The 20,792-nt window shown below is 67.8% G+C and carries 19 protein-coding genes and 1 tRNA gene; 12 read left to right on the forward strand and 8 right to left on the reverse strand.

Annotated features, from left to right (window positions below):
* Positions 1 to 3: 3 nt before the first annotated feature.
* Positions 4 to 405 carry a helix-turn-helix domain-containing protein gene (locus NOV65_RS06165; RefSeq protein ID WP_257305154.1) on the forward strand — a complete coding sequence of 134 codons (402 nt, stop codon included), beginning with the start codon at positions 4 to 6 and terminating at the stop codon, positions 403 to 405.
* 35 nt (positions 406 to 440) lie between these two features.
* Positions 441 to 517: transfer RNA gene (locus NOV65_RS06170), tRNA-Pro, on the forward strand.
* A gap of 420 nt (positions 518 to 937) precedes the next feature.
* On the opposite strand, the gene NOV65_RS06175 is transcribed toward NOV65_RS06170, so the two are convergent.
* On the reverse strand, positions 938 to 2,023 hold the full coding sequence (locus NOV65_RS06175) for a DUF3187 family protein (RefSeq protein WP_257305155.1): 1,086 nt from the start codon (positions 2,021 to 2,023) through the stop codon (positions 938 to 940).
* 110 nt (positions 2,024 to 2,133) lie between these two features.
* Here NOV65_RS06175 and NOV65_RS06180 point away from each other — a divergent pair, with 110 nt between their 5' ends.
* Positions 2,134 to 2,799 (forward strand): TetR/AcrR family transcriptional regulator, encoded by a 666-nt coding sequence (locus tag NOV65_RS06180; protein ID WP_257305156.1) that lies wholly within the window; start codon positions 2,134 to 2,136, stop codon positions 2,797 to 2,799.
* 68 nt (positions 2,800 to 2,867) lie between these two features.
* Here the strand turns inward: NOV65_RS06180 and NOV65_RS06185 are convergent, their stop codons facing one another.
* Positions 2,868 to 3,422: a porin family protein gene (locus NOV65_RS06185; protein ID WP_257305157.1), complete on the reverse strand. Its 555-nt coding sequence runs from the start codon at positions 3,420 to 3,422 to the stop codon at positions 2,868 to 2,870.
* A gap of 261 nt (positions 3,423 to 3,683) precedes the next feature.
* On the opposite strand from NOV65_RS06185, the gene NOV65_RS06190 reads away from it, so the two are divergent.
* The 4 genes from NOV65_RS06190 (at position 3,684) to adeC (ending at position 10,247) form a co-directional block, all read left to right on the forward strand.
* Positions 3,684 to 4,343, forward strand: a complete 660-nt coding sequence (locus NOV65_RS06190; RefSeq protein ID WP_257305158.1) for a TetR/AcrR family transcriptional regulator — start codon at positions 3,684 to 3,686, stop codon at positions 4,341 to 4,343.
* Positions 4,344 to 4,419: 76 nt separating this feature from the next.
* A complete protein-coding gene (locus NOV65_RS06195) occupies positions 4,420 to 5,577 on the forward strand; it encodes an efflux RND transporter periplasmic adaptor subunit (protein ID WP_257305159.1) in 1,158 nt (385 codons plus the stop codon).
* 12 nt (positions 5,578 to 5,589) lie between these two features.
* Positions 5,590 to 8,760, forward strand: coding sequence for an efflux RND transporter permease subunit (locus tag NOV65_RS06200; RefSeq protein WP_257305160.1), 3,171 nt, complete (start codon positions 5,590 to 5,592; stop codon positions 8,758 to 8,760).
* Positions 8,757 to 10,247, forward strand: a complete 1,491-nt coding sequence (gene adeC, locus NOV65_RS06205) for an AdeC/AdeK/OprM family multidrug efflux complex outer membrane factor (RefSeq protein ID WP_306671943.1) — start codon at positions 8,757 to 8,759, stop codon at positions 10,245 to 10,247. Before NOV65_RS06200 ends, adeC begins: the two co-directional genes overlap by 4 nt.
* Before the next feature lie 12 nt (positions 10,248 to 10,259).
* On the opposite strand, the gene NOV65_RS06210 is transcribed toward adeC, so the two are convergent.
* From NOV65_RS06210 to NOV65_RS06225, 4 genes are all read right to left on the reverse strand, one after another.
* A complete protein-coding gene (locus NOV65_RS06210) occupies positions 10,260 to 10,979 on the reverse strand; it encodes a protein-L-isoaspartate(D-aspartate) O-methyltransferase (RefSeq protein ID WP_257305161.1) in 720 nt (239 codons plus the stop codon).
* An 83-nt stretch (positions 10,980 to 11,062) separates the two neighbouring features.
* Positions 11,063 to 13,501 (reverse strand): VIT and vWA domain-containing protein, encoded by a 2,439-nt coding sequence (locus NOV65_RS06215; RefSeq protein WP_257305163.1) that lies wholly within the window; start codon positions 13,499 to 13,501, stop codon positions 11,063 to 11,065.
* Positions 13,502 to 13,585: 84 nt separating this feature from the next.
* A complete protein-coding gene (locus NOV65_RS06220; RefSeq protein ID WP_257305164.1) occupies positions 13,586 to 14,686 on the reverse strand; it encodes a hypothetical protein in 1,101 nt (366 codons plus the stop codon).
* The gene (locus NOV65_RS06225; RefSeq protein WP_257305165.1) at positions 14,683 to 15,276 is read right to left on the reverse strand and encodes an RNA polymerase sigma factor; all 594 of its coding nucleotides are present in this window, start codon (positions 15,274 to 15,276) and stop codon (positions 14,683 to 14,685) included. The genes NOV65_RS06220 and NOV65_RS06225 overlap by 4 nt, the downstream gene beginning before the upstream one ends.
* A gap of 202 nt (positions 15,277 to 15,478) precedes the next feature.
* Here NOV65_RS06225 and NOV65_RS06230 point away from each other — a divergent pair, with 202 nt between their 5' ends.
* From NOV65_RS06230 to NOV65_RS06245, 4 genes are read left to right on the forward strand one after another with little or no spacing between them, the layout of a single operon-like run.
* Positions 15,479 to 16,612 (forward strand): diguanylate cyclase, encoded by a 1,134-nt coding sequence (locus NOV65_RS06230; protein WP_257305166.1) that lies wholly within the window; start codon positions 15,479 to 15,481, stop codon positions 16,610 to 16,612.
* A gap of 28 nt (positions 16,613 to 16,640) precedes the next feature.
* Positions 16,641 to 17,390 (forward strand): 5'/3'-nucleotidase SurE, encoded by a 750-nt coding sequence (gene surE, locus NOV65_RS06235; protein WP_257305167.1) that lies wholly within the window; start codon positions 16,641 to 16,643, stop codon positions 17,388 to 17,390.
* A 4-nt stretch (positions 17,391 to 17,394) separates the two neighbouring features.
* Positions 17,395 to 17,667, forward strand: a complete 273-nt coding sequence (locus NOV65_RS06240; protein ID WP_257305169.1) for an acylphosphatase — start codon at positions 17,395 to 17,397, stop codon at positions 17,665 to 17,667.
* Positions 17,668 to 17,669: 2 nt separating this feature from the next.
* Positions 17,670 to 18,194 (forward strand): adenine phosphoribosyltransferase, encoded by a 525-nt coding sequence (locus NOV65_RS06245; protein ID WP_257305171.1) that lies wholly within the window; start codon positions 17,670 to 17,672, stop codon positions 18,192 to 18,194.
* A gap of 9 nt (positions 18,195 to 18,203) precedes the next feature.
* Here the strand turns inward: NOV65_RS06245 and NOV65_RS06250 are convergent, their stop codons facing one another.
* Positions 18,204 to 18,860 carry a Crp/Fnr family transcriptional regulator gene (locus tag NOV65_RS06250; protein WP_257305172.1) on the reverse strand — a complete coding sequence of 219 codons (657 nt, stop codon included), beginning with the start codon at positions 18,858 to 18,860 and terminating at the stop codon, positions 18,204 to 18,206.
* 115 nt (positions 18,861 to 18,975) lie between these two features.
* Here NOV65_RS06250 and ric point away from each other — a divergent pair, with 115 nt between their 5' ends.
* On the forward strand, positions 18,976 to 19,680 hold the full coding sequence (gene ric, locus NOV65_RS06255) for an iron-sulfur cluster repair di-iron protein (RefSeq protein WP_257305173.1): 705 nt from the start codon (positions 18,976 to 18,978) through the stop codon (positions 19,678 to 19,680).
* An 85-nt stretch (positions 19,681 to 19,765) separates the two neighbouring features.
* Here the strand turns inward: ric and NOV65_RS06260 are convergent, their stop codons facing one another.
* Complete coding sequence (locus tag NOV65_RS06260; protein WP_257305174.1) at positions 19,766 to 20,650, reverse strand: NAD-dependent epimerase/dehydratase family protein; 885 nt, start codon at positions 20,648 to 20,650, stop codon at positions 19,766 to 19,768.
* Between the last annotated feature and the right edge of the window lie 142 nt (positions 20,651 to 20,792).

A 20,792-nucleotide genomic window follows, 5' to 3' on the forward strand; every position in this document is an offset into this window, starting at 1 on the left:
CCGATGGCGGACAAGAAGTGGTTCAAGATTGGAGAAGCCGCCACCCTCATCGGCGTGGGCCCCAAGGATCTGCGCTACTGGGAAGACGTCATCCCCGACATCAAGCCCCGGCGCAGCAAGGGCAACCTCCGCTACTACCATGTGGACGAACTGCCCCGCCTGAAGCGCATCAAGGCCTGGCTGGCCGAAGGCCTCACCGTCGCCGACTGCGCGGAGCTGCTGGCCCATGGCCACCTCGTGCAGCGCCTCGATCTGGGCCTCGAAGGCGACGAGCTCCCGGCCGCCCCCGCCCAGAAGCCCAAACCCACCATCCCGAGGCTCCTCCGCACCAGCTCTGACCTCCAGCCCATCCTCAAATCCGTGCGGGCCCTGTACGAACGCCTCTCCACGCCAGTCAAACCTTGACGCAAGGCCACACCCGTTCTAGAGTCAATAGTTCACGGCGCGTGGCGCAGCCTGGTAGCGCACTACCTTGGGGTGGTAGGGGTCGGAGGTTCGAATCCTCTCGCGCCGACCAAAACACCAGAAAACGGGGCCCAATCGGGCCCCTTTTTCTGGTGTTTCGACCCTCCGGGTCGAGAGGATTCGAACCTCCGAGTGGGATTGCGGAGACAGCGCGGGGCGCTGTCGGGAGCAAGACCGGCGGCTGGCGCAGCCAGACGCAGTTCGAATCCCGCCTTGATGGGTCAATCCCAAATACGGAGCACGATGAACCTCCGAGTGGGGCCGCCCGAGGCGTGTCTCTCCACCTAACGCATCCTCCACTGGAGGATGCTCCCACTCGCTTCGCTCGCGGAGCCTCTTGCACGCCGTAGCGAGACCGACGGCTGGCCCAGCCAGACGCGGCTCGAATCTCGCCTTGATGGGTCGATCCCAATTACGGAGCACGACCCACCTCCTCATGGGCTTGCGGAGGTGGGCCACCGTCGCCCTCCGCCTACGGCCGCACCGCCAGCCGCAGCGCCAGCCCCATGTCCGCCGTGTTCTCGTTGTTGGTGATGTTGTTGATGTAGCTGAAGGTCATGACGGTGCGCGACCCCAGGCGGACATGCATGCCAAGGTCGTGGATCACGGAAGGCTTGTCCAGGGTGGCTCCGGGGCCCTGGGAGGTGAGCGCATCGTGGTAGAGGAGGACGAGAAATGGCCGTACCCGGGACCACCCACGCCACTCCCAGCCCAGGTGGCCGGCGATCTGGTCCTTGATGAGGAAGGGGTTCAGACCGTCCCCGCCCTTGAGGCCACGGCGCAGGTAGGCCGCACCCCCGTTGACGGCCTGCTGCCCGATGGGGCGCCACTGGAAGGTCAGGCCGGCGCTCGCGTCCCAATCCGAACGGAACTGGCCGGCGAATCGGGTGGCGGGCACCTGCAAGGCACCGAGGAAGCTGACGGTCAACGTGGGTCCTTCATGGAAGCGGTGGATGACGGCGAGGACCGGATCCACCGGGTGGAGGCGGACCGCTGTCTGGGAGAAGTAGACCACCTGCCCTTTCTGGATGATGGCGGCGGTGAGCTGATCCCGAACGATGGCTTCCCGCCCTGCCTGCTCGAATCCAAGTCTGTGGACACCCTCGATCAGCCCGTCCATGAAACCGCCGTCGAGGCTCTGCCAGCCCAGGGTCAGCGCCACATCGGTGTCGGGCGTCAGGCCGTAGCGAAAGCTGAGTTCCGTCCGCTGGATTTCGGCATCGAAGAAATAGATCAGAGGCTCGTTCGGCAGGGAGGCGGCGAACGTCTCCGCACCCGGCTGATCCACGCTGAATCGGCCGGAGGTGTCCCGCCTGAGGCGGTCCTTGATCAGATCCGAAAACTCGAAGGTGTTCGACCGGGTCATTTGGAAGGCGAACCGCCATTGCCCCTGGCCGACCGTCTCCGCACCCACCGGACGGTAGGTCAGAGGAACCAGGTTCAGCGGGAAGAGGTCCCGGCTGGACGGAGGGCCCGGGTCAGGCCAGGGATCCTCCGATGCCGCGACAAGGGGGAGCGTCAGGGTGAGAAGGAGGCCCATCACGCGGCTTCGGAGCATAAACCTTCCACGGCGGATCTGGAGGCCCGCGGGGACGCCGGGTCGCTCCCTGGCCTCCAGCCACTCCGCGACGCGGATCGAATCCAAGTGGGGATATCCTGGGTTCCTACATGGAACCTAAAACCCCAGACACGCGCACTTCCCTGCTCCAGGCCGCCCTGGTGTGCTTCGCCGACTACGGATTCGACGGCACGAGCATGCGGATGATCGCGGAGAAGGCTGGCCGTCCCCTTTCGCTCCTCTCCCACTACTTCAAGAACAAGGAGGGGCTCTACCTGGAAGTGTTCAAGCACATCCTCGAGACCTCCGCGCCGCAGGCCCCGAATCCCGCGCTCGCCTCGGGCCTGGATCAGCGGGATCCACAGGCAGCCATCCGCCTGCTGCGGGAACAGATCCACTTCATGTACCAGCAGGCGGCTCCGGATGCAGCCGCGGCCAAGCCGTTCATGGATCAGCGGGCCAGGCTTTGGGTGCGCGAGTTCCGCGCGCCCCGGCCCAGCCTCCGCCCGATCATCCAGCAGTACCTCGGCCCGGCCACGGACTTGATCCGGAACTGCATCCAAGCCCTCCGGCCGGAGCTCAATGCGGCCCAGGTGGCCTTCCTGGGCGCCACGATCATGGGCCAGGTGGCGGGCCATGGAACGATGTCGGGCCTCCACAAAGTGTTGTGGGGCGAGCTGCCCCCCTTCGGCAGCCACTTCCAGGAGGCCGAACTGCTCGTGGATTTCTGCCTGCACGGTCTGAGGGCGGGCACACCGGCCCTGCGGGAAGAGTAGACCCGGGGACCGGGAGGAGTGGCCCCCCCGGCCCGGGAATGCCGCAGCGGCCAACATCTGCCACAGCGCTAGAAGCGATAGATGAAGGTCGCGTTGAGCGTGGGCGACGTGATCTCGGGCTTGGCGCCAAAGAGCTCGGGCTCGTACTTCGTGTAGACGTACCGGAGTTCGGCACCCAGGTTCGGGGTGAACATGCAGCCTGCGGAGACCGAGCCGTACGGAGCGTTCGGAGTGTCGTCGGCACTCATGCCAGGCAGGTCCACCTCGAACTTCGCCAGGCCGAAACCGAGGCCCGCCCCGAGGTAGGCCCCCTTGTTCACCTGCTGCGAGAAGAAGTAGTTGTAGTCGGCCCCGAGCTGAAGGGTCTGGACCTTGCGGTGATTCTTTTCGAAGGTGGTGTAGTCCAGCCTCGGCACAACGGCGTGACCGCCGGTGAAGCCGATCACCAGGTGCGCGCCCAGGCCATAGCCTAGGGAGTTGTCCAGCAGGTCCTGGTCGCCAAGATCGCTGGTGGGATAGGCAAGCGTGCCCTGGAGGCCGAACTTGAGGTCCTGGGCGGAGAGGGAACCGCTGGCGAGCAACGCGCCCGTCAGGCAGAAAGCCAACCTTAGGCTCGATTTCATGGGGATCTCCTTGTGCCCGGTCGGGCAGGACAAGTGGGGAAGGCTCCTGGCCGGCTCGACCAGGAAGGCAAATAGGTCAAATGACCCATAATCGAAACCAATTTAATAGGACGATTGACCTATGTCAATAGTAAATATATACACATTTTTTTAGATTTTTATAACAATTTAACTTGTTTAGTTAAGATTTTAAAAAAGCCTTGTCGAGATGATTCAATCGGTTGATTCTTTTATTCGGTCGAACGACTAAGGCGATGTCTCATGTTTCCCTCCGACACCACACCCTGCCCTGACACCCGCGACGCCCTGCTTGAAGCGGCCTTGGCCTGCTTCGCCAAGTACGGCTATGACGCCACCTCCATCCGGCTCGTGGCGTCCATGGCGGGCAAGAACTCGTCCCTCATCTCGTACTACTTCAAGGGCAAGGAAGGGCTGTACCGGGAAGTCTTCCGCTACCTGCTGACCCACTTCTCGGCCAAGACGAGTGCAGAGGACGCGCAGGGCCCGGCCCAGGTTCCGGCGGGCCCCATGGCTGGGCGCGCACGGCTCCGCGCCCACATCCGCAAGATCCTCCGCGAGGTGGACGCCCACTTCGACGCCTCGGATCCCCTGCGAGAACCCGCTTCGCGCCTGTGGCTGAGCGAACTCCAGTCCCCCAGGCACGAGGTCAGGGACCTTCTGCAGGCGCGCATGGAGCCCTTCGTGCGCGAGGCCCGCGCCTGCCTCCTCGCCGTCCGCCCCGACCTGACCCACGAGGAAGTCGACTTCTGGGGCATCACCCTCCACGGCAGCTGCATCCACCACGCGCTGATGGGCGAAATCACCGGTCTGGCCTGGACATCGGCCGACCCTTCGCTGTCCCTCGACACCATGGCGGACCGCTTGGCTGATTTCACTTATCACGGCCTCAGCCAGCGCTGATACTAACGGTCCGTCGTTCTTGATTCCCCACTCAGGTAACCAGATTTTTCTCAGGCCTCTTCTTTGGAGTACTCCCATGCAGACCCCCTATCGAGGCGGAATGATCTTCCTCGCCGGTGCCCTGGTGGCAGGCGTGCTGACCGTCGGGTGCGGCAAGAAGGAGCAGGCCAAAGCCACCCCTGAAGTCGCCGTGGTGACTCTGCAGCCCGAGCGGGTGGCCATCACCTCCGAACTGCCTGGACGCACCTCGGCCTACCTCATGGCCGAAGTCCACCCCCAGGTGAACGGCATCATTCAGCAGCGGCTCTTCATCGAGGGCGCTGACGTGAAGCAGGGCGACGTGCTCTACCAGATCGACCCCAGGCCCTACCAGGCCGCCTATGACACGGCCGCGGCGGCCCTCGCCCGGGCCGAGGCCAACCTCCCCGCCATCCGGAAGCGCGCCGAGCGGTTCAAGGAACTGCTCAGCGTCAATGCCGTGGGCCAGCAGGACTATGAGGACGCGGCCGCCGCCCACAAGCAGGCCGAAGCCGAGGTCCAGGCCCTGAAGGCCGGCGCCGAATCCGCCCGGATCAACCTCGGCTACACCCGCATCACGGCGCCGATCTCGGGCCGCATCGGCAAGTCGAACGTGACTCCCGGCGCCCTGGCGGCGGCCTACCAGGGTCCGGCCTTCACCACCATCCAGCAGCTGGACCAGGTCTACGTGGATTCCCCGCAGTCCAGTTCCATCCTGCTGGGGATCCAGCGGAACCTGGCCACGAACCGGATCAAGGGCAGCGCCAGCCAGGCCAAGGTGAAGCTCCTCCTGGAGGACGGCACCCCCTATCCCCTGCAGGGCATCCTGAAGTTCTCCGATGTCACCGTGGACCCGAGCACGGGCTCGCAGATCCTCCGCATGGTGTTCCCGAATCCCCGCCACATCCTGCTGCCGGGCATGTACGTCCGCGCCATCGTGGAAGAGGGCGTGGCCGAACAGGCCATCCTCGTGCCACAGCAGGGCGTCACCCGCGATCCCAAGGGCAACGCCATCGCCATGGTCGTGGATGGCTCCGACAAGGTGGAGCAGCGGACGCTCAAGGTGGATCGCGCCATCGGATCCAAGTGGCTGGTGCTCGAAGGCCTCAGCGCCGGAGACCGGGTGATCCTGGAAGGTCTCCAGAAAGTCCGGCCCGGCGTCGCCGTGAAGGTCCTGCCCTTCGGGGCCAAGCCCGCCCCCGCGGCTGCGAAGTAGAGGAGCCGCACCATGGTCAATTTCTTCATCGACCGGCCGATCTTCGCCTGGGTGGTGGCCATCATCATCATGCTGGCCGGAGTCCTCGCCATCCGGGCCCTGCCTGTGTCCCAGTATCCTCCCGTGGCCCCGCCTTCGATCACGGTGGCCGCCTATTACCCGGGAGCCTCGGCCAAGACGGTGGAGAACACCGTCACCCAGATCATCGAACAGAAGATGACCGGGCTCGACAACCTGCTCTATTTCTCCGCGACCAGCGACTCTTCGGGCCGCGGCACCGTCACCCTGACCTTCAAGCCGGGCACCGACCCGGACGTGGCCTGGGCCAAAGTCCAGAACAAGCTGGAAACAGCCAAGCCGCTCATGCCGCAAGCGGTCCAGCAGATGGGCATCCAGGTCACCAAGTCCACCCGCAACTTCTTCATGATCGTCGCGATCCGTTCCGAGGACGGCAGCCTCAATTCCGACGATCTGCGCGACTACATGTCCTCCAACATCGAAGCGGTGCTGGCCCGGGTCGAGGGCGTGGGCGAGGTCATGTCCTTCGGCTCCCAGTACGCCATGCGGCTCTGGCTGAACCAGGACAAGCTGGCCAGCTATCGCCTCACGCCCAACGACGTCCGGACAGCCGTCAGGGCCTACAACGCCCAGATCTCCGCGGGCCAGGCCGGCGGCCTGCCCGCCGTGAAGGGCCAGCAGCTGAACGTGACCGTCAACGTCCAGGAACTCATGCAGACCCCGGAACAGTTCGGGGACATCCCCCTGCGCATCAATCCGGATGGCTCCACGGTCCATCTCCGGGATGTGGCCCGGATCGAGCTGGGCACCGAAAACTACGGTTCTGAAACCAGCCTCAACGGGAAGCCCGTGGCCGGCATGATCATCCGCCTGGCCTCCGGAGCGAACGCCCTGGATACCTCCAAACTCATCAAGGCCAAGATGGACGAGATGTCCAAGTTCTTTCCGGCCGGCGTGACGGTGGCCTACCCCTACGAAACCACCCCGTTCGTGAGCGTAGCCATCGAGGAGGTGGTGAAGACCCTGATCGAGGCCGTGGTCCTGGTCTTCCTGGTGATGCTGCTCTTCCTCGGCAACTTCAGGGCCACCCTGATCCCCACCATCGCCGTTCCGGTGGTGCTGCTGGGCACCTTCGCCGTGATCCAGTACACGGGCATGTCCATCAACATGCTCACCATGTTCGCCATGGTGCTGGCCATCGGCCTGCTGGTGGACGACGCCATCGTGGTGGTGGAGAACGTCGAACGGGTCATGCATGACGAGGGCCTCCCGGTGCTGGAGGCCACCCGCAAATCCATGACCCAGATCACCGGCGCCCTGATCGGCATCGGCCTGGTACTATCGGCCGTCTTCGGCCCCATGGCCTTCTTCGAAGGGTCCACCGGTGTCATCTACCGGCAGTTCTCCCTCACCCTCATCACCGCCATGCTGCTGTCGGTGGTGGTGGCCCTGATCCTGACCCCCTCCCTCTGCGTCACCTTCCTGAAGTCCGTGCCCAAAGGCCACGAAGCGGCCGAGAGTGGCTGGAAGGTCACCCGGCCCTTCTTCATGTGGTTCGATCGGACCTACTACCGCTTCCGCGATATCTTCACCGGCCAGCTGGAGCGGGTGCTCGGCAAGCGCGCTCGTTATGTCGCCATCTATGCGGCGATCGTCCTGGTGACGGGCTTGCTGTTCCTGCGCCTGCCCACAGCCTTCCTGCCGGAGGAGGACCAGGGAATCCTCATGGCCATGGTCCAGCTCCCAGCGGGGGCTCCCCTGGAGCGGACCGAAGCGGTCATGAAGGAGGTCCAGAAGCACTTCATGGAAAACGAGAAGGACGCGGTGGATTCCATCATGTCCGTGTCCGGCTTCAGCATGGCCGGAGTGGGCCAGAACAATGGCATGGCCTTCCTCAAGCTGAAGGACTGGAAGCAGCGCAATCGTTCGGAGCTCAGGGTTGCCGCCGTCGTGAAGCGGGCCATGGGCAAGCTGATGGCCCGCCGGGATGCCCTGGCCTTCGTGTTCGCCCCCCCGGCGATCCTCGAGATGGGCAGCGCCACCGGGTTCGATTTCCAGTTGGAGGACCGGGGTGGCGTCGGCCACGCGAAGCTCATGGAAGCCCGCAACACGCTCCTCGGCATGGCCGCCAAGGACCCCAACCTGAAGAGCGTGCGACCGGTCGGCGCGGACGACCAGCCGGAATACAACGTCCAGATCGACCAGGACCGGGCGGGTGCCCTTGGGGTTTCGGCCGCGGCCATTGCCGATGCCCTCTCCAGTTCCTGGGGTGGCTCCTACGTGAATGACTTCATCAACCAGGGCCGGGTCAAGCGCGTCTACATGCAGGCCGATGCCCCCTTCCGGATGCAGTTGGAGGACCTGAACCGGATCTATGTCCCCAACAATGCAGGCGGGATGGTGCCTTTCTCGGCGTTCGCCAAGGGTGAATGGACCCAGGGTTCCCCGAACCTTCAGCGCTACAACGGCTATCCGGCCATCAACATCAATGGGGAGCCGGCCCTCGGCAAGAGCACCGGGGACGCCATGCGGGCCATGGAGGACATCGCCGCGAAGCTGCCGAACGGCATCGGCTTCGAGTGGACGGGGCTCTCCTTCCAGGAGCGCCAGGCGGGATCCCAGGCCCCGGCCCTCTACGCCTTCTCGGTCCTGGTCATCTTCCTGTGCCTTGCCGCCCTTTACGAAAGCTGGTCCATCCCCTTCTCGGTCCTGCTGATCCTCCCCCTCGGGGTGTTCGGCGCGGTGGCGGCAACCTGGGGCCGCGGGTTATCCAGCGACGTCTATTTCCAGATCGGCCTGCTGACCACCCTCGGCCTGGCCGCGAAGAACGCCATCCTCATCGTGCAGTTCGCGCAGGAGCTCATCGCCCAGGGCAGCGGACTCGTCGAAGCGGCCATCGAGGCTTCCCGAATGCGGTTGCGCCCGATCCTGATGACCTCCCTGGCCTTCACCTTCGGCGTGCTGCCGATGGCCATGACCACCGGCGCGGGAGCCGCGGCCCAGAACGCCATCGGCACGGGAGTGGTTGGCGGGATGCTGACCGCCACCTTCATCGCCGTCTTCTTCATCCCCCTGTCCTACGTCCTGATCAGCCAGTGGTTCAAGAAGAAGGATCCGGAACCTGCCCCTGCACGTGTCGCGGCTTCCGAGGAGACGCAGCCATGATGCCGCTCAAAACCTGGTCCCTCCTTCCCCTCGCCCTGGCCACCATGGGTTGCGTCTCCATGGCGCCGAGGTACCACACCCCTGAGCCGCCCGTTCCCAAGGCCTGGCCTGAAGGGCCTTCATACAAGGCCGTGGCCGGAACCCCCGGTCCGGCGGCCACCGACATCGCCTGGCAGGACTTCTTCGTGGACCCAGGCCTGCGGAAGGTGCTCGACCTCGCCCTCCGCAACAACCGGGATCTCCGCATCGCGGCGCTGAACACCGAGAAGGCCCGGGCCTATTACCGCATCCAGCGGGCCGACCTGCTTCCCAAGGTCAATGCCTTCGCCCAGGGGACCAAGCAGCGCCTGCCCGCCAGCGTCTCCGGGACCGGCCAATCGATCGTGGTCGAACAGGACTCGGTTGGCGTGGGGATCAGCGCCTGGGAACTGGATTTCTTCGGGCGCGTCCGGAGCTTGAAGAACCAGGCCCTGGAACAGTACCTCGCCTCTGAACAGGCGCGGAACAGCGCCCAGGTCTCCCTGCTGGCCGAAGTGGCCAACGTGTATTTCGCCCTCGCCGCCGATCGCGACAGCCTGAAGCTCGCCCAGGACACCCTGGTGAACCAGGAGGCCGCCTACAAGCTCGTCCACCGCCGCTTCGAGGTCGGCGCCTCCTCCGAGCTCGATTCCTATCGGGCCCAGGTCAGCGTGGAAACCGCGCGGGGTGATGTCGCCCGGTACACCCGCACCGTGGCCATGGATGAAAATGCGTTGCGCCTCCTGGTCGGCGCCCCGGTGCCCGTGGAATGGCTGCCGGAGGCACTCGGCACCGTGCCCTCGCTGAAGGAGGTCGCCCCTGGGCTGCCCTCAGAGACGCTGACGCGACGCCCGGACATCCTCATGGCCGAGAACCAGCTCAAGGCCGCCAACGCCAACATCGGCGCTGCCCGGGCCGCCTTCTTCCCCCGCATCGCGCTCACGACGAACGTCGGCACCATGGGCAGCGAGCTGTCCGGATTGTTCAAGTCCGGGTCCTATGCCTGGGCCTTCTCCCCCCAGATCGTCCTCCCGATCTTCGATACGGGCGCGCGACGGGCGAACCTCAAGGTGGCCAACGCCAACCGGGATATCTATCTGGCCCAGTACGAGAAGGCCATCCAGGTGGCCTTCCGGGAAGTCGCCGACGCCCTCGCCACGAGGGGAACGCTCGACGAGCAGCTGGCCGCCCAGGAAGCGCTCACCCAGGCCCTGGAAGGAACCTACCGTCTCGCCCAGGCCCGCTACACGGCGGGGATCGACGGCTACCTGGGAGTCCTGGATGCCCAGCGCTCCCTCTACGCCGCGCAACAAGGGCTCATTGCGGTCCGCCAGGCCAAGCTCGGCAACCTGATCAGCCTCTACAAGGTCCTGGGCGGGGGCTGGAACACCGCCGAACCGGCCCAGGCCGCCCAGGCAGCCCCAACCACTCCAGCCGCCAACCCAGCCAAGGGCGACCCGGCTTCCTGATCGCGCGGCTCCTCACTTCCCCTTGACCATCGGCACGAACCGCACCGGCAGCACCCCCTGGCGTTTCATCCCCGCGGTCGTCTTCCGAAGGAGATACAGCTCCTGGGCCCCCCACCGGGAACCCACGGGGATGATCATCCGCCCTCCTTCCTTGAGCTGATCCACCAGGGCCTGGGGCACATCTTCCGGGGCGCAGGTGACGATGATGGCGTCGAAGGGGGCCGCCTCGGGCCAGCCGTGGTAGCCATCCCCGGCGCGGACCTTCACGTTGGCGTAGCCGAGCCGCTTGAGATCCGCCGCAGCCCTCTGGGCCAGGGGCTCCACGATCTCCATGGTGTAGACCTCCGCCACCAGGCAAGCCAGCACAGCGGCCTGATAGCCCGATCCCGTGCCGATTTCCAGCACACGATCCCCGGGCTTGGGAGCCAGGGCTGCCGTCATGAAAGCCACGATGTACGGCTGGGAGATGGTCTGGCCATAGCCGATGGGCAGGGGCCAGTCGTCGTAGGCCTCGCCGCGCTGCCCGACCGGGATGAATTCGTGCCGGGGCACCTGGCCCATGGCCTCGAGCACCCGGGGATCCGCGATGCCCCGGGCGACGATCTGCTCGTGCACCATGCGTGCCCGCGCTGGGACATAGTCCACCGCTTCCGCAGGCGCGGCGGGACGGGCGGGTTCCGGGTTGCAGCCCCCGAGGGTCAGCATCAGGGCCACTCCCAGATGCTTGCGCATGGTACGAGGGTACCCCTTTCAGGCCTTCACGCCACCGCGCCTTCCTGGCCAGCCAGGAAGGCGCGTAAAGCGAATCATTTGGCTCAGGGCCGGAAGCCCAGGGTGAGGTCGAGCTGCCCGGCCAGGCCGCCGGTCCAGGTGCGCAGGCGCCAGGCCTGGATCAGGAGCCTGGCCTTGGCAGCCCCGGGGAAGGCTTGGCTGAAGGTCACCGCCACCACCTGGCCGGAGCCGTCCACTTTGAGCTCCAGGTCCGTGCCGGAGGGTAGGCTGGCCAAGGCCGCGAGGAGGGCGGGATCCTTCAACCTAGCCTCCAACTCACCGCGCAGGCTGCGCGGATCCGAAGTGCCCGTGATGCCGGAGAAGGCCAGGATGCACAGCGAGGGCTGGGTGGCGAGCCCGGAAGGAGACTGGGCAGGAGATCCGGCAGAGGGATGTACCTTGGGTTCCAGGCGACCGCCCTGGCGAGATTCCCGGCGGGCCGCCCGGTCTTCCGCCATGACTTCCACGGCAGCGGCGGGCGACGCGGCGTATTTCATCCGCATCGGGGCCGGCGCGTAGGCCACGGACTGACTGGCCACGCCACCCACCGCAGCGTCCGACACACCCTCGGGCAGTGGCAGGGGCTGGGTGACGGTCGTGCTTCTGCCGCCGGCGTTCCGCGCCACCGTATCCACCGCCACGAAGGAGGTGTAGGCCGTGAGCAGATGATAGGCGAGGCCGAGGCGCGTGACCTCCGCCTTCCGGCCCTCGTCCTGGCCGAACTGGTCGTAGTCCGCCAGAGCCTGGATCCGCTGGCGGGCCCAGAGCTGGCGCAGAGCACCGTGATGGCGGTCCTTCACCTGCCCCACCTCGAACGTCTGGCTCCAGGGGCCGCTGCCGCTGATGCCGGACAGCGTGACGGTGCCCTTGGCCTCGCCCGTCCACTTGCCGAGGCAGATCACAGGCCGGTCCGCCAGCACGTCCGGGAGTTGCATGGGCTCGAGCTCCTGGAGGTGGAAGCCGTTGGTGGTGAGCTTCACGTTGGTGAGCACGGGCGAGGACACATAGGCGCGGAAGCGCTCGGCCTCGGCCGCGGCCTGCTCGGGCTTGGTGATGACGAAGGCCTCGCCCTGCCCCGCATGGGCCATGCCTTCGATGAGGTGGCGATTCACGGAGGTGCCGATGCCGAAGGCGAAGAGGTTGGCGGAGCCGAGGTTCTTGCGGATGAGGTCGAAGACCTGGCCATCGGCGCTGATGTAGCCGTCCGTGGACACCACGAAGGTGCGGGAGATGCCGGGCACCCGCGGCAGGCCCAGGGCCTTCCGGAGGGCGCTGCCCAGTTCCGTGCCCCCACCCCCGTGCTGGGAACCCACGAAGGCCAGGGCCTGCTGCGTGGCCGCGGGCGTGGCGTGCTGGGAACCCGAAGGGGACCAGAAGGCCGAGCTGCCCTCGAAGACCATCACGTTGAAGAGGTCCTGGGGCCGCAGGCCCTGGATCATCTCCTTCATGAGCACCTTCGACACCTCGATGGGGAAGCCCATCTGGCTGCCGGAGACGTCCATGACGAAGACGTACTCGCGGGGTGGCAGATCCTTGGGCGTCACGCGCTTGGGTGGCTGGGCCATGAGCAGGAAGACGTTCTCCTCCGTTCCCTGATGCAGCAGGAGGCCCGACTGCACCTGGGCGCCCGCCAGCTGGTACTTCACGATGACATCGCGGTTGCCGCCGTGGGCTTCACTGGGATCGAGCCGCAGGGTGGCGTCCGCCTTGCCGTCGTAGGCGATGGTGGTGCGGTGGGTGTCGCAGGCCATGCGCTGGATGGGCAGGCCCGCCGACAGCCTCACTTCGAGATCGAAGGTGGTGGCGGGCTTCTCACCGGCATGGGTATAGGGGTTGGCCACCCAGGGCTCGCCGGTGCTCGACTCCGTGCCCGCCTTGCCGGCGTAGCGCGGCCCCACCACCGTGGGGTAGACGAAGCTGTAGGTGCCTTCCGTCGGCACCAGCAGCTCCGTGTAGGACAGCTCCACGCGGATCTCGTCGCCGGGCAGGATGTTGGCCACGTTCATCTGGAACACGTTGGGGCGGTGCTGCTCCAGCAGCGAGGCGCTGCGGCCCTGCTGCTTGGCCGCCTCGTAGTCCGCCCGGGCCTGGCCCCGCTCCTTGATCTGGGCCTTCAGCACCCGCTCGCCGATGGTCATGGTCATGCCGTACACCGCGGAGCGCGTGGAACCCGGGAACACGTAGAGGGCTTCCAGCGGCTTCGTGCCGGTGTTCCGGTACACCTGGGTCACCTTCACGTCGGCGATGACGCCGGCGATGGCCACCTTGGCGGACGTGGACTTCAGCGGCAGCTGGTCCACCGAGGCGTCCTCGCTCTTCACGAAGAAGTAGGGCGACAAGGCCACGTCCGGGGACTCGCCGCCGGGGGCCTGGAAACGGAGGTTGGACCCAGGCCGGCTGCGGGCCTGGGCGTCCCCGGTGAAGGACACGGCGAGGCCTGCACAGCAGGTGAACAGGGCGGTGGTGGACCGGCGCAGCGACATGGGTTCCTCCCGAAGAGGCCGCGCCGACAGGGCGCGGTTCAGGAGGGAATGCCGCCGGGAGGTCGTTCCTTTCAGCGGGCCGGATTATTTTTTCGCGGATGGGTGGATCCGGGTCCGGAACCCATCCACGGGGCCCGTCTCCGGCAGCCGCGCCGGTTCAGCCACGGGGCCCTTCAGCACGTAGAGATCCAGGGCGTCGCCAGGGGCCAGGCGGAATTGGAACTGCCAGGGCTCCCCGACCCCTGCGGTTCCCGGCTTCAGGACTTCGACGCCGGAGGCCCCCCGCCTGAGGAGCACCACCTGTGCCTGGCGGGATGCCACCACGGTCACCCGGGTGGTTCCGTCCACCAGCGTTTCGAGGGTCCACACGGGCTCGGGAGGCTGGGGTGCGGATAGTCCGGCCGGCGCCGGCGCCGCCTTCGCAGCCAGGCGTCGCGGCAGGGCGGATTCGGAACTCACCACCGCCACCCCTCCGACGTCGCGGTGCATGCCGGCCGCCTCCGTCTTCTTGGACAGCTGATCCCGGGCCTCCAGCTGGTGCCGCTCCGCTTTCATCCGCGTCTGGGTGGCCTCCCCCGGAGCCACGGCGTTGGTGGCCCGGGCCCCGGCGCCGGCGGCCTGGGCCACCGGGACGGGGACCTGGGCGGGCGTGGCGGGGGGAGCCTCGGAGGCCACCGCCGGGGCTGCCGCAGGCGCGGAGGGCTGGTTCCCCGCGATGGGTTCCCCCGCGGTCCGGCTGGTCAGCACGTTCTGTTGTGGTGACGTCCTCGCCCTCGGCGCCGGAGGAGTCGCCTTCGCCTCGGAGGGTAGCGGCGCGGAGGCCATCGGCGCCGGGGCCACCTCCGGCTTCACCAGGGGCTGCGGCCGGACCTCTGGACTGCGCAGGACCGCCAGACCGGCCGTGGTGGCCACGATGATTCCCGCGGCGGCCCCGAGCACCCCCGGGCGCCGCCAGAAGGGCACGACCTTCGGCGGGCCGGCCTCGGAGGCAGGTGCCAGGGCCGCCAGCACGTGGGCCCGGGCGGCCGGATCCGCCAGCAGCTCCCGCAGGGCCTCTTCGTCCGCCAGGGCGTCGAACAGATCCTGGTGCTCGAGGCTGGCTTCGAACAGCGCGCGCCGCTCCACCTCAGTGAGGGTCCCGGTGGCGTAGCCGCCCAGCAGCTTCTCGGCCTCGGCGCGCTTCACGGCGCCCCCCTTCCGGCGGAGCTGTCCCAGCGCCCGCCCAGGGATTCGAGCAGCTGCTCCCGGCAGCGATGATCCCAGGTGTAGACCGTGTTGAGACTGGCCGCGCCCATGAGGCCCTGGATCTCCGCGAAGGTGCGGCCCTGGAGCTTGAGGCGGAACAACTCCCGGCAGCGCTCCCCCATGCGGGCGATGCCCCCCATGAGCCGCGCCAGCAGTTCCTTGCGCTCCAGGACCGTGGCCGGGTCCGGCGCGTCCGAGGGCGGCGGGAAGGCGTCCACGTCCACGGCGTCGTACTCGCCCCGCCGGGCCGCCGTGCGCCGCAGGCCCGCCAGCTTGAAGCGCAGGATCTGGAAGGCCAGGGGGACGAGGTCCTCCGCCCGTTCCAGATGGCCGTACTTCGTGTGGAGCAGCACCAGCACCTCCTGCGCCAGGTCTTCCGCATGGGCGCCTGCACCCCGGGATGCCGCGAAGGCCACGATCCTTTCACGGAGCCTGCCCAGAACCTCGAGACGACCCGCCGGAACCGCCACGGCCCCGCCTTCCCCTTCGGGGATCGGGAGGGCGGAAGTCAGCGAAAGGTCGGGATCCATGAGTCGGGCAGGTTGGGTTCCATCCTGGCAGGAAAACCGTTCCGGCTTCCGGCGGGGGCCACCCGAAGCGGAACCCGAGACGGCGACCCCGCCCAGGCGGCACCCCTGCAAGATGGGTCATCCGGGCGCTCAGCGGCAGGGTAGAATCCATCCAATTTCCAAGTCATGACTTGGCCCGCCGTGATTCGACACCGAGGACTCCATGACCCAAGCCGCCTCGACCCAGCTGATGCTCCTCGCGGCCCTGGTCTTCGGACTGCTGAGTGGCGTGGCCCTGGGTCTCTGGGGTGGCCGGCGGCGCTCGACCGCCGATCAGGCCGATCCCGATTGCCGGAGGCAGCTGGAAGTCCTGACCCGCGCCCAGACGGCCACCGAACGGGCGAATTCCGAACTCCGGCAGGCCCTGGACCAGATGGAGCAGGCCGCGGGCACGGACCGCCTCACCGGAGCCTGGAACCGCCGCTGGTTCGAGGACGGGGCCGCCCAGCTGGTCGCCCAGTCGGGGCGGGGCGACGGGGCCCTCAGCCTCCTCATGGTCGATCTTGACCGGTTCAAGCGCGTCAACGACACCTTCGGCCACAGCGTGGGGGACGAGGTGCTGAAGTCGGTCACGACCACCATCCGCGGGCAACTCCGGGCCTCCGACGCCCTGGTGCGCTGGGGTGGGGAGGAGTTCATCGTGCTCTGTCCCTCCACGACCCTGGCCGGGGCCACCATCCTGGCGGAGAAGATCCGGAAGGCGGTGGAGGCCCGCTCCATCCCCCAGGTGGGCCTGGTGACCATCAGCCTCGGGGTGGCGCAGCATCAGCGAGCCGAAGGGCTCCATGCCTGGGTCGGCCGGGCGGATGAAGCCCTCTACCGGGCCAAGGAACGGGGCCGGAACCGCACCGAGGCGTCCCTGACGATCGGTGAGAGCCATGGGGATGGTGAATCGTCCATCCTCGCCCTCACCTGGGATCCCGATCTGGAATGCGGCCACCCGGAGATCGACCATCAGCACCAGCAGCTCTACCACCTCTCCAACAGCCTGCTGTCCGCCATCACCAGCGGCCGCTATCCCGAGGAGGCGAAGCTCCGGATGCAGCTCCTCATCGCCCACGTGGCCCAGCATTTCCACGATGAGGAGGCCATCCTCGCCCGGATGGGCCATGCCGGCCTGGCGGCCCACGCCCGGGAGCACGGCCGCCTCATCGCCAAGGCCAAGGCCCTGCAGCAGGAGATGGGCGGCGTGAGCACGGACCTGCCGGCCATCCTGGGCTTCCTGGCCCTGGACCTCGTGAAGGGCCACATCATGGTCTGGGACCGGAAGTTCTTCGCGGAGCTGGCCCAGGATTGATCCTGGGCGGGGCAGATACACTGGTGCCATGCCCGAACGCCTGATCCTGCTCACCAACGATGATGGTCTCTGGGCCCCGGGGCTGGCGGCGCTAGCCCGGGTGGCCTCCCGCTTCGGCCGCGTGGTCACCGTGGCCCCGGACCGCAACCGCTCCGCCATCTCCTCGGCCCTCAGCCTGCACAACATCCTCCGCCTGCACGAGATCGGGCCCGACCGTCACGCCTGCGACGGCACCCCCGTGGACTGCGTGCTGCTGGGGGTCTGCGAAGTGCTGGACCGCCGGCCGGATTGGGTGCTCTCCGGCGTCAACCACGGCTTCAACCTGGGGGAGGACGTGTTCTATTCGGGTACCGTGGGCGCGGCCTTCGAGGGCCGGCTCCAGGGCGCCCGCGCCGCGGCCTTCTCCATCCATCCCCAGGGCTCGCTGGAGCAGGCGGAACCCTGGATCGGCCACTTCCTGGATCGCTGGGAGAGCATGGACCTGCCCGCCAACCGCATCTGGAACGTGAACTTCCCCAAGGGCGAACCCAAGGGCTTCCGCCTCACGGGCCAGGACAGCCGCGCCTACCACGACCTGGTGGAGCGCCGGGCGGATCCCCGGAACACGCCCTACTTCTGGATCGGCGGTGACGCGGGTCCCACCTACGCCAAGGCCCCCGGCAGCGACGCCGGAGCCGTGTTCGAGGGCTTCGCCAGCGTCACCCCGCTCAGGCTTGACCTCGGCTGCCCCGAAACGCTGGCGCGGCAGGCCGACTTCGACTCGGCCTTCAACGGGTAGCGCCGTGGCCATCCGCTTCCAGGTCCACGGGGCGGTCCAGGGCGTGGGCTACCGCCGCTATGTCGAGCGGGAAGCCCAGGCGCTCGATCTGGCGGGCTGGGTGCGCAATGAACTTGATGGATCGGTGTCCGGCGAAGTCGAAGGCCCGGCGGGGGCGCTGGCGATCTTCCGGGCCCGGCTGGCGGAAGGCCCGGCCTATGCCGCTGTAGGACAACTGGACTGGGAGGCCCTGGATGTGCGATCCTCCCTTCCCCATCCTTTCCAGATCATCAGGTAGCCATGACTCTTACAACCCCCCTCAGCGCCTTCGTCCGTGATGTTCCGGACTTTCCCAAAGCCGGGATCCTCTTCCGCGACATCACGCCCCTGCTGTCCCACGCCGAGGCCTTCAGCGAGGCCGTGGCGGCCATGGCCCAGCCGGTGCTCACCCTCCAGCCCACCCACGTGCTGGGGCTGGAATCCCGCGGCTTCATCTTCGGCAGCGCCCTGGCCCAGAAGCTGGGCGTGGGCTTCGTGCCCGCCCGCAAGCCCGGCAAGCTGCCCATGGCCACCCACAAGGAAGCCTACGGGCTGGAGTACGGCAGCGACGCGCTGGAGATCCACACGGACGCCTTCGGCCCCGGTGACCGGGTGCTCATCGTGGATGACGTCATGGCGACAGGAGGAACCGCGGCTGCGGCCCAGCGCCTGGTGCAGAAGACCGGCGCCCAGCCCGTGGCCTTGACCGTCTTCATCGAGCTGACCTCCCTGCCCGGTCGCGAAAAGGTCGAGGGGCTGCCCGTCTTCAGCGTCCTGCGGTACTGAAGGCGACGCTCACTCGTCCAAGCTGCCCAGGATCCGGATCTTCGGCCCCTCCACGGCGATCAGCCCCGCGTCCCTCAGCTGGCGCAGGTGGCGGCTGAAGGTCTCCGGGGCCATGCCCAGCTGAGCCGCCTGCACCTTCTTCGACACACGTAGCAGGATCTCCCGGCCCGGAGCCCGCCGGGCCTCTTCCGCCAGCCAGGAGCGCAGACGCCCCGCCGTGTCCTGGGCCCGGAGCGTCTGGATCTGGAAGGTGAGCCGGTGGTGCCAGGCGGCGAGGCTCTCCAGCATCCGCAGGCAGAGCTCCGCGTCCGAGCGCAGCAGTGCCAAGAAGGAGGCTCTGGGCACCTTGGCCAGCAGCGTCTGCTCCAGGGCCCGCGCCGTGGCGGGAAAGCCAGCTCCTGCGAACAGGGCCGCCTCGGCGAAGGATTGCCCGGGCCGCACGAGGTTCAACTGCGTCTCCCCGCCGTCGTCTGCGGGGCGGAGGAGCTGGATGGCGCCCTCCAGCACCACGAAGAAGCCCGTACAGGGTTCGCCCGCCAGGAAGAGGGTCTGGCCCGGGCCCAGCGAGCGGATCTCCACGAGCGCCCCCACCCGGGCGATCTGCGCGGCATCCAGGGTCCGGAAGAGCGGCGCCTTGGACCAGAGACCTTGATAGCGGGTGGCCATGACCTCATTGTGCGCCCTCCGGTTCAATTGCGACGGCGTCTTGAGATCGGTCAAGGCGAGCCGGCCCCCCGGACGGGATCCTGGCCCTGCGTCCAGATGGGCGGAGGAGGGCCTGATGAGTCAGGAATGGGAGAACCGCAGCGTGGGCGAGCTGGTGCTGGAAAAGCCCAGCCGTTCGAAGGTCTTCGAGAAGGTGGGGCTGGACTACTGCTGCAAGGGTCAGGATGCCCTGGGCAAGGCCTGCCAGCAGAAAGGGATCGCGCTGGAGGGCGTGGTGGCCGCGCTGCTGGAGATGGAGGCGAAGACCCCCGAGGACGAGGACCAGAGCTGGAGGCAGGATGTCCCCACGGCCGTGGAGCACATCCTCAGGATCCACCATGACTACACCAAGGAGGCCCTCCCCCGCCTGCTCTTCCTCACCGGCAAGGTGGCGAAGGTCCACGGCGACGAGGATCCCCGCCTGATCGAGCTGGACCGCGCCTTCCAGGCTTTCGCCCAGGAGACCTTTGACCACCTGGCCAAGGAGGAGCAGATGCTCTTCCCCATGTTCCTGGCCCTGGCCAAGGGCGAGCGGTGGCCCGCGCCCCCCACGGTGCAGATGCCCATCGCCCGCATGCTCGAGGAGCACCTGCAGCACGGGGAGAACCTCGAACTGTTCCGGCACCTCACGGACGGCTTCGTGCCGCCGCCAGACGCCTGCAACAGCTGGCGCGCCATGCTCGATGGCCTGGCCGAGCTGGAGTACGACCTGCACCGGCACATCCACAAGGAGAACAGCTGGCTCTACCCCGCCGCCATCGAGCTGGAAGCCAAGCTGTAGGCCGCCCCATCCCGCCCACCGGCCCCGACGGTATCCACCGCCGGGGCCGGTGGCCGCTGGATCTGCCCTTAGGAATCCATCACCCTCAGGCCGGTCCTCCGGCCACGGTCAGCCCCATCTCCCGCAGGCTGTCCCGGAGGCCCACCTCCGGCGACCGGGGCGTCACACCCAGGTCGCCCACCAGACGCGCGTTGAACACCCGCCGGGATTCCCGCAGGAAGGCGAGAAGCCCTGGGCTCAGGGCGTCCTGGGCTTCGGCCCAGGAGATCTCCCGGGGGGCGGGCAGGCCCGCCAGAGCCGCCACCCGCGCCGTGAAGGCGGCCATGCTCTCGGGACAGCCGTCCGCCACATTGACCACGCCCGCCACCGGGCGCACCAGGGCCGCCAGGCAGGCCGCCACCAGATCATCCACATGGATGCGGTTGCCGGGGGCCGAATCCTCCGCCCGGAGCACCGGTTCGCCGTGGCGCAGGCGGTCCAGGGGCAGGCGGCCGGGCCCATAGATGGCCGCCACCCGCAGGAGCACGCAACGGGCACCCCGCGCCTCGCACCAGCGCCGCGCCTGGCCTTCCGCCTGCAGCCGCTGGCGCGCGCGCTCATCCGCCGGCGCGGTGGGGGCGGCCTCGTCCACGGCCGCGCCCCCCGTGTCCCCGTACACGCCCGTCGTGCTCACGTACACGAGCACCTGGGGGCGGGCCTCGCCAAGGGCCGCCAGGAAGCGTTCGAACCGCCGGTCCTCGCCATCCGGCCCGGCCGGCGGGGCCAGGTAGACCACCGCCGCGAGGTCTGGCGGAACCGGGAAGGCCGAGGCCCCATCCAGGTCCGCGGAAACCGCCGGAATGCCCTCGCGGGCCAGCGCAGCCACGGAGGCTGCCGACCGCACCAGAGCCAGTACCGGACGTGGCCCGATCAGGCGCCGGGCCAGGCGCGTGCCCGCGTAGCCGCACCCCGCGAGGAGGCAGGTTCCCATCGATCCAGCCAGTCCTGGTGCCATCCAGCCAGCATAGCCGCCCGCCATGAGAGGCTGGTCGGGGGCGCGGCCCCCTGGCTCGGAGTTCGTGTGTCCCCGCTCTTCAAGATGGTGCTGCTGGCCTGGCTGGTGCTGGGGCCGG

This window comes from Geothrix campi (assembly GCF_024609265.1).
Taxonomy (GTDB): domain Bacteria; phylum Acidobacteriota; class Holophagae; order Holophagales; family Holophagaceae; genus Geothrix; species Geothrix campi.

What these genes read in the sequence shown, in the direction of transcription:
- surE (WP_257305167.1), top strand. Translation starts at nt 16,641, where the DNA reads ATGCCCGAACGCCTGATCCTGCTCACCAACGATGATGGTCTCTGGGCC.
- NOV65_RS06245 (WP_257305171.1), top strand. Translation starts at nt 17,670, where the DNA reads ATGACTCTTACAACCCCCCTCAGCGCCTTCGTCCGTGATGTTCCGGAC.
- NOV65_RS06210 (WP_257305161.1), bottom strand. Translation starts at nt 10,979, where the DNA reads ATGCGCAAGCATCTGGGAGTGGCCCTGATGCTGACCCTCGGGGGCTGC.
- NOV65_RS06260 (WP_257305174.1), bottom strand. Translation starts at nt 20,650, where the DNA reads ATGGGAACCTGCCTCCTCGCGGGGTGCGGCTACGCGGGCACGCGCCTG.
- NOV65_RS06175 (WP_257305155.1), bottom strand. Translation starts at nt 2,023, where the DNA reads ATGCTCCGAAGCCGCGTGATGGGCCTCCTTCTCACCCTGACGCTCCCC.
- NOV65_RS06180 (WP_257305156.1), top strand. Translation starts at nt 2,134, where the DNA reads ATGGAACCTAAAACCCCAGACACGCGCACTTCCCTGCTCCAGGCCGCC.
- NOV65_RS06225 (WP_257305165.1), bottom strand. Translation starts at nt 15,276, where the DNA reads ATGGATCCCGACCTTTCGCTGACTTCCGCCCTCCCGATCCCCGAAGGG.
- NOV65_RS06230 (WP_257305166.1), top strand. Translation starts at nt 15,479, where the DNA reads ATGACCCAAGCCGCCTCGACCCAGCTGATGCTCCTCGCGGCCCTGGTC.
- NOV65_RS06200 (WP_257305160.1), top strand. Translation starts at nt 5,590, where the DNA reads ATGGTCAATTTCTTCATCGACCGGCCGATCTTCGCCTGGGTGGTGGCC.
- NOV65_RS06185 (WP_257305157.1), bottom strand. Translation starts at nt 3,422, where the DNA reads ATGAAATCGAGCCTAAGGTTGGCTTTCTGCCTGACGGGCGCGTTGCTC.
- adeC (WP_306671943.1), top strand. Translation starts at nt 8,757, where the DNA reads ATGATGCCGCTCAAAACCTGGTCCCTCCTTCCCCTCGCCCTGGCCACC.
- NOV65_RS06195 (WP_257305159.1), top strand. Translation starts at nt 4,420, where the DNA reads ATGCAGACCCCCTATCGAGGCGGAATGATCTTCCTCGCCGGTGCCCTG.
- ric (WP_257305173.1), top strand. Translation starts at nt 18,976, where the DNA reads ATGAGTCAGGAATGGGAGAACCGCAGCGTGGGCGAGCTGGTGCTGGAA.
- NOV65_RS06215 (WP_257305163.1), bottom strand. Translation starts at nt 13,501, where the DNA reads ATGTCGCTGCGCCGGTCCACCACCGCCCTGTTCACCTGCTGTGCAGGC.
- NOV65_RS06165 (WP_257305154.1), top strand. Translation starts at nt 4, where the DNA reads ATGGCGGACAAGAAGTGGTTCAAGATTGGAGAAGCCGCCACCCTCATC.
- NOV65_RS06250 (WP_257305172.1), bottom strand. Translation starts at nt 18,860, where the DNA reads ATGGCCACCCGCTATCAAGGTCTCTGGTCCAAGGCGCCGCTCTTCCGG.
- NOV65_RS06190 (WP_257305158.1), top strand. Translation starts at nt 3,684, where the DNA reads ATGTTTCCCTCCGACACCACACCCTGCCCTGACACCCGCGACGCCCTG.